The sequence below is a fragment of the Roseateles sp. GW821-FHT09H11 genome (assembly GCF_059415845.1).
Genome location: NZ_JBWKOA010000001.1, coordinates 1,021,447 through 1,034,251 on the forward strand (window position 1 = coordinate 1,021,447; position 12,805 = coordinate 1,034,251).

Here is a 12,805-nt window from a genome sequence, read left to right on the forward strand (position 1 = left end):
CGATGTCGGGCCCATCCGCCACAAAGCGCTTCCATCATCATTTCCAGGAGACCTGCATGAACTTCCGAGCCCGATCCGCCGGTGCCGCCGCGCTGGCCACGTTGTCGACCGCCATGACCGCGGCGCTGACGCCCAGCGCCGCGTTCGCGCACGGCGCACCTGAGTTCCCGATCTCGCGTCAGTACAACTGCTACAAGAATCCGTCACTGCCGGCCTGCCAGGCCGCGATCGCCTTCGGCGGGGAGCAGGCCATCTACGACTGGAACGGCGTCAACCAGGCGGCCGCCAACGGCAATCACAAGGCGGTGGTGCCGGACCTCAAGATCTGCGCCGGCGGACAGGAGAAGTTCAAGGGTTTCGACCTGGCGCGCGCGGACTGGCCCACCACGGCCTACTCGCCGGGCGCCGACGGCAAGTACGAGTACCGCTACAACGCCACCGCGCCGCACCGCTCGCTGAACTGGACCTTCTTCCTGACGCGCGACGGCTGGAACCCGACCACCTCGCCGCTGCGCTGGTCCGACCTGGAGCAGGTGCAGCAACTCGGCCCCGACCAGATCGTCACCACGGGCAAGACCTACACGATGAAGCTCAGCCTGCCGCGGCGGACCGGCAAGCATGTGCTGTTCTCCGCCTGGCAACGGGCGGACAGCACCGAGGCGTTCTATGCCTGCTCCGACGTGGACTTCGGCGGCGGCACGACGCCACCCGGCACGCCCTCGGGGCTGAAGCAGATCGGCCAGGTTTCGGCGGCGCAGGACCTGCCGTCGGGCAGCCAGGTGAAGCTGCGCGTGTTCAATGGCGCGGGCAATGACCTGGAGACGATCTCGGTGTCGCTGACCGCCGCGGCGACCAAGGCCGCGTGGCTGGGCCAGATCGCGACCAAGGTGAACCAGACCTCGGGCTACGTGAAGGTCGGCACCCTGCAGGGCGGCAATGTCGTCGTGCCGGGCGGCGCAACGGTGATGGACGTCTACCTGCAGAACGCCAACTCGGGCGCGAGCTACGCACTGGACGTCATCCTGCCGACGACGCCCCCGACGAACCCGCCGGGCGGCGCGCCCGCATGGGCGGAGGGATCGAGCTACACGGCCGGGCAGATCGTGAGCTATCAGGGCAAGCAGTACCGCTGCCTGCAGGCGCACACGGCCTGGGCCGGCGCGGGATGGAATCCGGCGGCTTCGCCGACGCTCTGGCAGGCGGTCTGAACTGCCGGCACCGAGCACCGGCAGAGGGTGCCGGGGGCCCCGTGTCGTCAATCGCGTCGCAGGCTCCGCATTCCTCCCCGGCGCCCCCGGCACCCTCTGCCGCGATGCGGCATGGTGCGCGGGTAGCGGCGCAGGGGGCGGCGCGGGTAGCGGCGCAGGGGGCGGCGCGGGTAGCGGCGCAGGGGGCGGCGCGGGTAGCGGCGCGGATTGCAGTGCGGCAGGGAGTCGGGGTCAGTCCTTGATGCCCAGGAGGCTGCGGCCCACCGCTTCGGCCACCTCGATCCCGTCGACGCCGGCGGACATGATGCCGCCGGCGTAGCCGGCACCCTCGCCGGCCGGATACAGGCCGCGGACGTTCAGGCTCTGGTAGTCCTTGCCGCGCGTGATGCGCAGCGGCGAGGACGTCCGCGTCTCGATGCCGGTCAGCACCGCGTCGTTCATCGCGAAGCCGCGGATCTGGCGCTCGAAAGCGGGCAGTGCCTCGCGAATCGCGGCGAGTGCGTACTCGGGCAGGCTGCCGAAGCCCTTCTGCTGCAGGTCGGTCATCGTGACGCCGGGCTTGTAGCTCGGCTCCACGCTGCCGAGCGCGGTGCTGCGCTGGCGCTTGACGAAGTCCCCCACCAGCGCGGCCGGCGCCAGGTAGTTGCCCTCGCCGAGCTCGTAGGCGCGCGATTCCCAGAAGCGCTGGAACGCGAAGCCGTCCAGCGGATTGACGGTGCTGCCGTCCTTCTTCCCGTCCTGGCGGTAGTCCTCGGGCGTGATGCCGACGACGATGCCCGCATTCGCGTTGCGCTCGTTGCGCGAGTACTGGCTCATGCCGTTGGTGACGACGCGGTTCGGCTCCGACGTCGCCGCGACGACGGTGCCGCCGGGGCACATGCAGAAGCTGTAGACCGAGCGGCCGTTGCCCGCGTGGTGGACCAGCTTGTAGTCGGCCGCGCCGAGGATCGGATGACCGGCGTTCGGGCCGAAGCGGGCCTTGTCGATGATCGACTGCGGATGCTCGATGCGGTAGCCGATGGAGAACGGCTTCGCTTCCATGTGCACGCCGCGCGCGTGGAGCATCGTGAAGGTGTCGCGCGCGCTGTGGCCGAGCGCGATGACGACGTGATCGGCACGCAGTTGCTCGCCGGATTCGAGCATCACGCCGCGCACGTGCCGCTGGCCATCGGTGCCAGGCTCGATGAGCACGTCGGTGACCTTCTGCTGGAAGCGGATCTCGCCGCCGAGGCTCTCGATCTCGGCGCGCATCTTGATGATCATGCTCACCAGGCGGAAGGTGCCGATGTGCGGCTTGCTGACGAAGAGGATCTCCTCGGGCGCGCCGGCCTTGACGAACTCGGTCAGGACCTTGCGCGTGAGGAAGCGCGGATCGGAGATCTGGCTGTAGAGCTTGCCGTCGGAGAAGGTGCCCGCGCCCCCTTCCCCGAACTGGACGTTGGATTCGGGGTCGAGCACGCTTTCGCGCCACAGGCCCCAGGTGTCCTTGGTGCGCTCGCGGACCTGCTTGCCGCGTTCGAGCACGATGGGCCGCAGGCCCATCTGCGCCAGGATCAGCGCGGCGAAGAGGCCGCAAGGACCGAAGCCGATGACGATGGGGCGCGGACGCCCGGTGGCGTCGGCGACACCCGTGGCCCCGGCAGCGTCAGCGGCACCGGCGGCGTAGAAGTCGGCCGGCGCATGGCCGACGAACTGGTAGGCGGTGTCCGGCGAGGGCTTGATGTGCGTGTCGCCGGCGTGGCGCTGGAGCAGCGCGGCTTCGGCGGCGGCGTCGCCCACCTCGCAATCGACGGAGTAGATCAGCACCATCGCGGTCTTCTTGCGGGCGTCGTAGCTGCGCTTGAAGACGGTGAAGGCGGTGAGCTGCGCGTCGGGGATGCCGAGCCGGTCGACGACGGCGGGGCGCAGCGCCTCCTCGGGGTGGTTGAGGGGCAGTCGGAGTTCGTTGATGCGGATCATGGCGATTGATCGGGCAGCGGCGCGAGGTCCGGTGGACGGGCCTCGCTGAAAGCAAAACAGGCCCCGCCGGAGGGCATGGGCCTGTTGTCGGATCGATGGGGAGGAACTCCCCGCGACCTCAACCCGAGTGCGGACGCTTGCCCGGGTTCTTCTTCGAGCGGGTGTGCGAACCGCGCTCGAGGCTGCTCTTCTGACCGCGATGCGAGGTCACGGTCACGCCCTTCGGCGCGACGGGACGGGGGGCGGCCTTGCGGTCGGCTTCCGTGATGATCTTGTTGCCCATGTTGGCTCCGGTAAATGAACTGAGAAACACCTGCCCGAAGTCACACACTCAACGGCCTCGGACCCGAAGGGGCGACCGGTTGCCTGGAGCAGCGTCGGTAATACGGTGAAGGGCGGGAGTTTACACGCGCCGGAGGGGTCCCCGCTCTCCCCCGCTGCGGGGACTGCGACCTGTCAACCATCCCCCCTCGGGTCCGTTGACCGTCGATCGGGTCGTCGCCACGATGATCCGCATCCGGCCAGGACGGCGTCCGAGGCGCCGGCCGGCCGCACCACAGAGGGAGCACCCATGTCATTCCCGTCCCGTTCCGCCGTCGCACAGTCCGCCCTGCTGGTGGTCTCGTTCGCCACGCTGGCCGCTTGCACCACGTCGCCGGCGCCGGATCAGCGCGCCTCGGACCAACGCGCGCAAGAATCCGCGCGTGCCGCCGACGCCAAGGCGGCACCCACCGAGCAACCGCCGCCACGACCTTCCCCGGGGCCCCTCATGCCCATCATCGCGGCGGCCCCGGCGGCGCCCGCCCCGATCGCCGAACAGCGGCAGCGCGCGGCGGTCAGCGTCGCGGCCTACGCGCCCCAATGGACGCCGCCACCGCCGGCCTCGACGGCCAAGTACACGGCCTTCTCCGACAACCCCTGGCAGCGCGCCGCCGAACTGCCCGTCTCCACCTTCAGCGCCAGCGTCGACACCGGCAGCTACGCCAACGTCCGCCGCTTCATCAACCGCGGCCAGATGCCGCCGCAGGACGCGGTGAGGGTGGAGGAACTGGTCAACTACTTCGGCTTCGACGCCCCCGGCCCCGAGACCGGCGAGCGCGATCCGTTCAAGGTCCGCGCGCAGGTGCTGGCCTCGCCCTGGAATGCCGAGCGCGGCCTGATCCGCGTCGCCATCAAGGGCAAGGACATCGCCAAGGCGAGCCTGCCGCCGGCGAACCTGGTGTTCCTCGTCGACGTGTCCGGCTCGATGGGTCCGGAGGACCGGTTGCCTCTCGTGAAGTCCGCGCTGAAGCTGTTGACCGCGCAGCTGCGTCCGGTGGACCGGGTGAGCCTCGTCACCTACGCCAACGGCACGCGCATCGCGCTGCCGCCGACGCCCGGCGACCGCAAGACGTCCATCAACAGCGCGATCGATCAGCTCCAGGCCGGCGGCGCCACCTACGGCGAAGGTGGCCTGAAACTCGCCTACGCGCAGGCCCGCGAGTCCTTCATCCCGGAAGGCATCAACCGCGTGCTGCTCGCCACCGACGGCGACCTGAATGTCGGCGAGACCAACCAGGAGACGCTCAAGAAGATGATCGAGGGCGAGCGCGACAGCGGCGTCACGCTGACGGCGCTGGGCGTGGGCCAGTCCAACTTCAACGAAGCGCTGATGAAGAAGCTGGCCGACACCGGCAACGGCAGCTACCACTACCTGGATTCGCTGCAGGAAGCGCACAAGGTGCTGGTCAACGAAATGACCTCGACGCTGGCGACGATCGCGCAGGACCTGAAGCTGCAGGTCGAGTTCAACCCGGCGACGGTGCAGGAGTACCGCCTGATCGGCTACGAGCTGCATGCGCTCAAGCGCGAGGACTTCAACAACGACAAGGTCGACGCGGGCGACATCGGCGCCGGTCACCAGGTCACGGCGCTGTACGAGTTCGTGCCGGCCGGCGCGAAGGGCAATGTCGATCCGCTGCGATACGGCAACGAGGGCAAGGCGGCGGCCAAGGCATCGCCGCGCGTCGGCAAGAACGGCGAGCTGGCGTGGATCAAGCTGCGCTACAAGGCGCCGGGCCAGTCGACAAGCCAACTGGTTGAACTGCCGGTCGCCAAGCCAGCAACGATGCCGGCGCTGGCCGCGCAGGACGCCGACACGCGTTTCGCGGTGGCGGTCGCTGCATGGGGTCAGTGGTTGCGCGGCAGCTCGCTGATCGGCAATTACGGGCCGGAGCAGTTCGTGCCGCTCGCCCGGGGCGCGCGGGGTGAAGACCGGTACGGCCACCGCGCGGAATTCGCCAGACTGGCCGAGCTGTCGGCCACCCTGAAACGCTGAGGCTTACTCGACCGCGTGACCGCCGGCGTCCAGGGCCGGCGGGCGCAGCAGATCCACGTCGACGCCCATCGCCTCACTGGCGCGCTCGACGGCCTGCCAGAGCTCGGCCGGCATCTGCAGGATCTCCTCCGGCGAGCTGGCACGCGTGATCCACGCGTCGATCTCCTGGTGCTGCGCCACCGTGATCAGGTCCAGGTTCAACATCTCGTCGATCGTCTTCACAGCGCTTTCCTTCTTGTGGGGGTCGGCGGCAGGTGTCGAAGCCTGCACCCCTGACGGGGACTGCTGTGGCAGTGCGTCTACCTTGCGCCACGCCGACCGCTCGATAGTATGCGGGACGATTCTCCGGCTCGCGCCCCGTCCGTCATCCGCATGGCGGCCCTTCCTACAGACTTCACGGCACGCGTCGCCTAACGTGAAGGGATGAAGCCCAACGCGCCCTCTCCCGACCGCGAGCCGACGTCCTCCGACGAGGACACCGTTCCGCTGCTCCTTCGGGGCTTCTCCGTCGTCCACGGCGCATTGGCGCTGCTCTTCACGGCCATGGCGCTGCTGCTGCTGGCCATCGCGGCGAAGGAAGCCTGGATGGCGCTCCACCTCGACTGGAACGACGAGGCCGCGCAACTGGTCATCGAAGCGATGGGCGTGCTTGCCGCCGCGGTGGTCGCGCTGCAGATCGCACAGACGATCACCGAAGAGGAAGTGATCCGCACCGCCCACATCAGCGCGCCGACGCGGGTGCGGCGATTCCTCTCGCGATTCATGGTGGTCATCGTCGTCGCGCTCGCGATCGAGGCGCTGGTCGCCACATTCCGCGCCGCGCATTCGGACTCGACGCTGCTCCTCCACGCCGCGGTGATGGTCTTCGCCGTCGGGGCCCTGGTCGCCGGCTGGGGCCTGTTCATCCACTTGAACCGCTCCGCCGAAGAACTCGAGCCCGAGGCCATGCAAGAGGCGAAGCGCGAGGATCACAAGCTGAAGTGACGCGCCTGCGACACCGCGTCTTCAGTCATTCAGCGCGGCATTCGAAGCACACCCCGGATCCAAGTCCCCGCCCCTACCGATCCCAGGCATCAGGTCGGCCACTTGCACTGAAGTCGGTCATGGCGCGAAGGGCGGTCATTCGCGACGATAGGTCCCAGGTGTTCGAAGCACCTGCATGGAAGCGGCAGGCCGCCCCGATAGAGCGGCCACTTTCGCCCCCTATTCCGCGTGTTCATCGGGCGAGATGGGCCACTCCGCGAGGATGGCCACACGGACCTTCCTGACGTGTTTCGACATCTCGCCCACCCGACCGCGCGGATCAACCCGCTCTTCCCGTGGGCTCATTGCTCCGCCTCCCGGGAAGGACGCCATGACCCGTCTGACCGATGCCGAACTTCCACCGCTCCCCGCCCTCGACGACCGTCCGCGCCGCGCCATCGAGGTCCTCATCCCCGCAGCGTCGACTGCCGCATCGAGGTGCCACGTGCTGAACCGCAAGCTCACCACACGCGCCGCCTTCGACGGCATCTGCGACCGCATCCACCTGCTGCAGCACCACGTGGAGGTCATGCGCGCCGACGACTCCGCCGCCCGGCTCGCCCATGACCATGCCGTGATGGGCCAGGTGCTCGATGAACTCGACGTCCTGCTGCGCGTCATCGCCCTGGCGGGCTTCGAGGAACAGCTCTATCGCTGGGCGATGCCGCAGCGGGACCTCAAGTCCTGACCCTCGGCACCCGCGGCGCATGCAGCACCCGCAGCAGAAGACATGTTGAACGCCACATGGAAAAAGGGAGGCCGTGGGCCTCCCTTTGCTCTGCGCCCGCAGGGCCCGGAGGCCGCGCGGCTCAGCCTGTCGATCAGGCCTTGCGGGCCTGCTTGCGACGCGCCACGCCCAGGCCCGCCAGCGCCAGGCCGGCCAGCGCCAGTGATGCCGGCTCGGGAACGCTCTGGCCGTCCACCGACAACACGTTCAGCGTGCCGTTGGTCGCCGTCATCGTCAGCTGCCAGGCGCCGAAGGCGTTGCTCGGGCCGTCGTAGTTGCCGAAGAAGTTGTTCAGCTGATATCCCGCCCATGCGTCCTGGGCGCTGTAGCTCAGCTGACCCAGGGTGATCATGTAGGTGCCAGCTTGCGAGAACGTGTAGCCGTAAGCCGAGTCGTAGTAATGGACCGAGCCGTCGCCGTAAGTCTCGCCCGAATCGTCCTGCGCGTAGAGCGCGTTGCCGCCTTGCAGCAGCATCATGTAGTTGTCGAAACCGGTGATGACGCCATCGCCGTTCAGGTCGACACCCGTCGACTCGCGCACCAGTGAGTCGAAGAACACATGCGTACCTGCCGACACGCTGAACGTCACCTGCGAGATCTTCCGGCCATCCAGCTGGCCATCGCCATTGCCATCGATGTTGTAGATGGAGCCCTTGACCACCACCGGTGCCGCCGCAGCGACGCCTGCCATCACGGTCATGGCCAGTGCCATCAACGTCTTCTTGAACATCCTCTTCCCTCTGTTGTCGTATGAACCGACGCCACAGGAGCAAGGGCTGTGCCAAACGCGTAAGCCGTTGATTCGTTTGGATACGATCATGACCATGTCATGATCATGTAAAGATCTCCGACGCTTTTCACGTCCCTTCCTGGGACGACAAAGACGTCACTGATTAGAAGGACGACGGGTACCGAGGATCGCTTGAAAGTGCCAGACAGGTCACCTAAGGCACCGCACCAGCCGCCGCGGGATCCCGCTCAATCGTTCTCGAACGGCAGCGTGTCCAGGAAGTCCTGCGCCTCGACCTTGCGCGCCACCAGCCGCGCGCACCCCTTCAGCCGCGAGAGGTCCTCCAACCGCAGTCCTGGATTGGGCTGGAGGCTGAAACAGCACACCGTGCCGAAGACGCGGCCATCGGACAGCACGACCGGGGCGCTCAGATGCGCGCCGATGGGCACCGGTGTCGGCGGGAGCTTCAACTCGGCGGCCACCGCGGCGGCGTTGGTCATCAACTCCGGCGCTCGGCCTTCCACGATGCGCTGGCAGTAGCTCTGCTCCAGCGGCGCCGAATCGCCGACTTGCACTTCGATCGCCGACTCCCCGTCAACGAAGCGGAACACGCGTTCCCCATCCTGGAATTCCGAGACGAAAACGACATCCATGTCGAGCTGCTCTCGCAGGCCTTTCAACACATCGGTGATCCGCGCGTCGAGGTCCGGGTCGAAGCCATCCGAGGTGGCAGCAAGCAATTCAGAGATCGCGACTTCAAGGGAATGGGCGGTGAACGGGCGGTCGTACATCGGGCGGAATCGGCTGGAGCAGCGTCGGTGGCTGGATGGAAAGAACATGCTACCCAAGCGCGGCGAGGAGCCATGTGCCGGGGGGTGTCGCAGTTACAGCTTGTAGGAACTCCTCGCGACGCGTCGATGGCAAGTCGCCTCAGGTTGCAGGAGCCAGGCGATACAGCCCGACGTCCACCCGTCCGGCGCGGAATCCGGCTTCGCAGTAGCAGAGGTAGTACTCCCACAAGCGCTTGAACGGCAGGTCGAATCCCTGTGCCTCGATCGCCGGCCACTCGGCCAGGAAACGACGGCGCCATTCGACCAGCGTGGCCGCATACCCGCGTCCGAAACGCGCCTGCGTCGAGAAGCTGAGGCTGGCCTTGCGGGCCTCCTCGGCCATGCGTTCCGGCGTGGGCAGCATGCCGCCGGGGAAGATGCAGCGCTGGATGAAATCCGGATTCGCGCGATAACGCTCGAAGTGCTGCTCGTCGATCGTGATCGCCTGCAGCACAGCCACGCCATCAGGCTTCAGCCGGTCCCGCAAGGTCGCGAAGTAGACCGGCCAGTACGCCTCGCCCACGGCCTCGATCATCTCGATCGACACGATGCGGTCGAAGCGGCCGTCGACATCGCGGTAGTCCTGCAACCGCAGGTCGACCCGGTCGGCCACGCCCCATTGCTCGGCGCGCGCCTGCGCGAATCGCAGTTGCTCGGTCGACAGCGTCAGTCCGACGACCTCCACGCCGCAGCGCTTGGCCAGCGTCGCCGCCAGGGTGCCCCAGCCGCAGCCGATCTCCAGCACACGCTGGCCCGCGCGCAGGTCCAGCAGTTCGACGATGCGATCCAGACGGCGCGCCTGGGCGCGCTCCAGCGAGTCGATGGCGTCGGCGCCGCCCTCGGAGCTGGCGGAACCGGCGGTGAAGGCTGAGGCTGAGGCTGAGGCTGAGGCTGATGCTGATGCTGATGCTGAGGCCGAAGCTGACGCCGAAGCGGATCTGCCCGCGGTCTCGCTGGCCGATTCGGGAGTCGGCGCTTCGGGGGGCGGCGATTCGCGATGCGACGGGTCGAGCGGCTCCTCATACAGCGCGCTCGAGTACAGCATGCTGTCGTCCAGCCAGCGTTCGTAGAAGCGGTTGCCGAGGTCGTAGTGCGCGGCGATGTTGTGCCGGCTGCCGCTGCGCGTGTTCGCGTTCGCGCGATGCAGCAGGCGCGAGAACCAACGCGCTGGACCGCGCGTCTCGGCGATCGCGCCGAACGCCGTCTCGTTGGCGATCCCGAACGACAGCAGCGCCGTCAGGTCGGGCGTGCTCCAGTCACCGTCGCGGTACGAGAACGCCAATCCCAGGTCGCCTTGCAGCAGCAGTCGCAACGCCGGCCGCCAACGATGCAGGTGCAGCGTCGCGGCCGGGCCGGGGTAAGGACCGACGGCCTCGACGCGGCGGCCATCGGGCAGCGTGAGCGCCAGGCGCCCCAGCTGGATGCGGGACAGCACGCGCCGCAGCGATTCGTGGCGTGCGCCCAGCCGGTCGCCGCCCAGCGTCGCGGGGGTGATCTCGAGGACCGCGGGTGCGGTCAGGAACGCGCTCGTGTCGTCATGCATGCAAGGTCGCCTCGGAAGAATCGGCCGGGTCGGGCCCGGTCTGTTCGGTCTGTTCGGATCGGGTGGGTTCGGATCGGGTCGGCTCAGGCCGGGTCGGTCCGCGCGAGCGGACGACCGTCATCGGATGCCTGGGCGCGGTCGGTCGCTCGTGCAGCCTCGCGCCCTTGAGCCACAGGCGCAGCGCTTCCCAATGGATGCCCGCCACGACCTTCAGCGTCAGCAGCGGATGCGTCACCAGCAGCCGCAGCAACGCGCCATCGGTCAGCGGCGAGCGCGCGGCGTCGAGCCGAGCGTTCAGCACGGCCGCGCCATCGGCATCGCGGTCACCCTGGCTGAGGCTGCTGCCGGCGCCGACGCCCTCGTTGACGCCGTTGTCGACGCCGGTGTTGACGCCCTCGCCCTGTTGCTCATGCACGCTGACGCCGATGGAGAGCCGCTCGCGCGGCGGCTCGATCCGGAAGCGGTACTGCAGGTCCATGCCGAGGAACGGCGACACATACAGCCGCTTGCCGCTGCGCTGCTCGATGAGCGGCGCAGCGCGTTGCGCCTCGTCGACCTCGATCAGGTAGCTGTGCCGTTCGCCGAAGGTGTTGTTGACCTCGTAGACGATGGCGCGCAACGTGCCGTCCGGCGCATCGCAGAACCAGACGCTCAATGGATTGAAGGCGTAGCCGAGGAGGCGCGGCATCGCGAGCAGCCGGACCGCCCCGCCGACGGGCAGGCCGGCCAGCGCCAGGCGCGCATCGACGTGGGCGCGCAAGCCCGGCACGTCGCTGGCCGTGCCGTCGCCATGATCGGAGGGCCGGAAGCTGAAGAGATTGAATCGCCCGACCGAGAACCAGCGCAGCCGCGCATCCAGCGCGGGCAGTTCGTCGAGGTCGAGCAGCAGCGTGAACATCCGGTACCGCAGCCGGTGCCGCAGCGGCTTCAAGCGCTGATGCATCACCTGCCCGCGATAGATCGCCGAGTGCAGGTCCGCGTCCGGCCGCCTGCTCATGCGGACACCGCCCGCGGCAGGTGGATGCGATCGGACTCGCCCGCGACGGTCCATGGCCGGCGCACGCCGCCAAGGGCCTCGGCCACCGCGAGCCCGGCCTGCAGCCCGTCCTCGTGGAACCCCGACCCGAAGTACGCGCCGCAGAACCACGTGCGCTGCTGCCCCTGCAGCGACCACAGCTCGCGCTGCGCGGCAATCGCGGCGATGTCGAAGCGGGGATGCTCGTAGACGTCGGTGCGGATCAGATGCTCGGGTCGCGGCGCCACCGCCGGGTTCAGCGACACGAACAGCGGCACCGCGCTGCGACCTTGCGGCAGGTGCGGCTGCAGCCGGTTCATCCAGTACGTGACGGTCGGCGGCAGTTGGAACGGACCATCACCCCGCCCGGCGAGGTAGTTCCAGCTCGACCACACGGCCCGCCGGCGCGGCATCAGCGCGGGATCACGATGCAGCACCGCGAGGTTGCGGGTGTAGGGGAACGCGCCGAGCAGCCGCCGCTCCTCCGCCGTCGGCGTGGTCAGCATGCGCAGCGACTGGTCCGCATGCGTCGCCAGCACGACGTGATCGAAGACCGGCGTCCACGCGCCGCGCCGCGTGCGCAACCGCACGCCGCCGGGCTCGCGGGCGACGGAGATCACCGGCTCGTCGCGATGCAGGCGGTCCTCGAAGCCCCGCGTCAGTCGACGCACGTACTCGCGGCTGCCGCCGTCGACGGTCCGCCAGATCGGACGGTCGGTCAGCTTCAGCAGCCCGTGGTTCTCACAGAAGCGCACGAACGCGGCCACCGGATACCGTCCGATGTCCGCCGCCGCCGAGGACCAGATCGCCGCGCCCATCGGGTACAGGTGATCGTCGCGGAAGGCGCGACCGTAGCCGCGCGCGTCGAGGTAGTCGTCGAGCGCCAGGTCGCCGCACGCGGCGGCATCGCGGGGCGCCTCGCGATAGAAGCGCAGCAGGTCGCGCAACATGCCCCAGAAGCGCGGACGGACGAGGTTGCCGCGCTGCGCGAACAGCCCGTTGAGGTCGGTGCCGGCGTACTCCAGTCCGCCGTCGTTCAGGCTGACCGCGAAGGACATGTCCGACGCCCGCGTCGGCACCTCCAGGTGGCGGAACAGCGCGCTCAGGTTGGGATAGGCCGGCTCGTTGTAGACGATGAAGCCGGTATCGACCGGCACCTGCAGCAACCCGCAGGGCGCGTCGACGGTGTGGCTGTGCCCGCCGATTCGTGCCTCGGCCTCGAAGACCTGCACGTCGTGCCGCTGCGACAGCAGCCAGGCGCAGGACAGCCCGGAGATCCCGGCGCCGACGACGGCCACCCGCAACCGGCGTCCTTCGTCGACGAGTGGCATCGGCAAACTGGGTCGTGGATCGGGGCGGTCCATGGGCGCGTCCTTGGTCGTTCTGGTTGTTTGGCGCTTCTACGCGGGCAGCCGCGTTTTGGATTCTTCCCTCGTGAAGGATCGCCCCAGTG

At 68.6% G+C, this 12,805-nt stretch carries 12 protein-coding genes; 4 read left to right on the forward strand and 8 right to left on the reverse strand.

Features of this window, described 5'->3' with window-relative positions:
* The first annotated feature begins 56 nt into the window (after positions 1 to 56).
* Positions 57 to 1,208 carry a lytic polysaccharide monooxygenase gene (locus tag AC07PR_RS04095; RefSeq protein WP_495134491.1) on the forward strand — a complete coding sequence of 384 codons (1,152 nt, stop codon included), beginning with the start codon at positions 57 to 59 and terminating at the stop codon, positions 1,206 to 1,208.
* 231 nt (positions 1,209 to 1,439) lie between these two features.
* Here AC07PR_RS04095 and AC07PR_RS04100 read toward each other — a convergent pair whose 3' ends face one another.
* Both AC07PR_RS04100 and AC07PR_RS04105 read right to left on the reverse strand, forming a co-directional pair.
* Positions 1,440 to 3,167 carry an NAD(P)/FAD-dependent oxidoreductase gene (locus AC07PR_RS04100; protein WP_495134492.1) on the reverse strand — a complete coding sequence of 576 codons (1,728 nt, stop codon included), beginning with the start codon at positions 3,165 to 3,167 and terminating at the stop codon, positions 1,440 to 1,442.
* Between the two features lie 118 nt (positions 3,168 to 3,285).
* Positions 3,286 to 3,450: a hypothetical protein gene (locus tag AC07PR_RS04105; protein WP_297530647.1), complete on the reverse strand. Its 165-nt coding sequence runs from the start codon at positions 3,448 to 3,450 to the stop codon at positions 3,286 to 3,288.
* A gap of 288 nt (positions 3,451 to 3,738) precedes the next feature.
* Here AC07PR_RS04105 and AC07PR_RS04110 point away from each other — a divergent pair, with 288 nt between their 5' ends.
* A complete protein-coding gene (locus tag AC07PR_RS04110; RefSeq protein WP_495134493.1) occupies positions 3,739 to 5,484 on the forward strand; it encodes a vWA domain-containing protein in 1,746 nt (581 codons plus the stop codon).
* Between the two features lie 3 nt (positions 5,485 to 5,487).
* On the opposite strand, the gene AC07PR_RS04115 is transcribed toward AC07PR_RS04110, so the two are convergent.
* Complete coding sequence (locus AC07PR_RS04115) at positions 5,488 to 5,706, reverse strand: hypothetical protein (protein ID WP_377155398.1); 219 nt, start codon at positions 5,704 to 5,706, stop codon at positions 5,488 to 5,490.
* Positions 5,707 to 6,027: 321 nt separating this feature from the next.
* Between AC07PR_RS04115 and AC07PR_RS04120 the strand changes: the two genes are divergently transcribed.
* Entirely contained in the window at positions 6,028 to 6,468 is a 441-nt protein-coding gene (locus AC07PR_RS04120) for a hypothetical protein (protein WP_377161974.1), read from the forward strand.
* A 370-nt stretch (positions 6,469 to 6,838) separates the two neighbouring features.
* Positions 6,839 to 7,195 carry a hypothetical protein gene (locus AC07PR_RS04125; RefSeq protein WP_495134494.1) on the forward strand — a complete coding sequence of 119 codons (357 nt, stop codon included), beginning with the start codon at positions 6,839 to 6,841 and terminating at the stop codon, positions 7,193 to 7,195.
* A gap of 133 nt (positions 7,196 to 7,328) precedes the next feature.
* Here the strand turns inward: AC07PR_RS04125 and AC07PR_RS04130 are convergent, their stop codons facing one another.
* From AC07PR_RS04130 to AC07PR_RS04150, 5 genes are all read right to left on the reverse strand, one after another.
* The gene (locus tag AC07PR_RS04130; RefSeq protein WP_495134495.1) at positions 7,329 to 7,946 is read right to left on the reverse strand and encodes a DVUA0089 family protein; all 618 of its coding nucleotides are present in this window, start codon (positions 7,944 to 7,946) and stop codon (positions 7,329 to 7,331) included.
* Positions 7,947 to 8,212: 266 nt separating this feature from the next.
* Positions 8,213 to 8,704, reverse strand: coding sequence for a GAF domain-containing protein (locus AC07PR_RS04135; RefSeq protein ID WP_483106152.1), 492 nt, complete (start codon positions 8,702 to 8,704; stop codon positions 8,213 to 8,215).
* 190 nt (positions 8,705 to 8,894) lie between these two features.
* Positions 8,895 to 10,337, reverse strand: a complete 1,443-nt coding sequence (locus AC07PR_RS04140; RefSeq protein ID WP_495134496.1) for a class I SAM-dependent methyltransferase — start codon at positions 10,335 to 10,337, stop codon at positions 8,895 to 8,897.
* Positions 10,330 to 11,334, reverse strand: a complete 1,005-nt coding sequence (locus AC07PR_RS04145) for a DUF1365 domain-containing protein (protein ID WP_495134497.1) — start codon at positions 11,332 to 11,334, stop codon at positions 10,330 to 10,332. Before AC07PR_RS04145 ends, AC07PR_RS04140 begins: the two co-directional genes overlap by 8 nt.
* On the reverse strand, positions 11,331 to 12,683 hold the full coding sequence (locus tag AC07PR_RS04150; protein ID WP_483106149.1) for an NAD(P)/FAD-dependent oxidoreductase: 1,353 nt from the start codon (positions 12,681 to 12,683) through the stop codon (positions 11,331 to 11,333). Before AC07PR_RS04150 ends, AC07PR_RS04145 begins: the two co-directional genes overlap by 4 nt.
* Positions 12,684 to 12,805 lie beyond the last annotated feature (122 nt).

Coding starts and splice junctions, on each gene's coding strand:
- AC07PR_RS04095 (WP_495134491.1), top strand. CDS start 57: ATGAACTTCCGAGCCCGATCCGCCGGTGCCGCCGCGCTGGCCACGTTG.
- AC07PR_RS04100 (WP_495134492.1), bottom strand. CDS start 3,167: ATGATCCGCATCAACGAACTCCGACTGCCCCTCAACCACCCCGAGGAG.
- AC07PR_RS04105 (WP_297530647.1), bottom strand. CDS start 3,450: ATGGGCAACAAGATCATCACGGAAGCCGACCGCAAGGCCGCCCCCCGT.
- AC07PR_RS04110 (WP_495134493.1), top strand. CDS start 3,739: ATGTCATTCCCGTCCCGTTCCGCCGTCGCACAGTCCGCCCTGCTGGTG.
- AC07PR_RS04120 (WP_377161974.1), top strand. CDS start 6,028: ATGGCGCTGCTGCTGCTGGCCATCGCGGCGAAGGAAGCCTGGATGGCG.
- AC07PR_RS04125 (WP_495134494.1), top strand. CDS start 6,839: ATGACCCGTCTGACCGATGCCGAACTTCCACCGCTCCCCGCCCTCGAC.
- AC07PR_RS04130 (WP_495134495.1), bottom strand. CDS start 7,946: ATGGCACTGGCCATGACCGTGATGGCAGGCGTCGCTGCGGCGGCACCG.
- AC07PR_RS04140 (WP_495134496.1), bottom strand. CDS start 10,337: ATGCATGACGACACGAGCGCGTTCCTGACCGCACCCGCGGTCCTCGAG.
- AC07PR_RS04145 (WP_495134497.1), bottom strand. CDS start 11,334: ATGAGCAGGCGGCCGGACGCGGACCTGCACTCGGCGATCTATCGCGGG.
- AC07PR_RS04150 (WP_483106149.1), bottom strand. CDS start 12,683: ATGCCACTCGTCGACGAAGGACGCCGGTTGCGGGTGGCCGTCGTCGGC.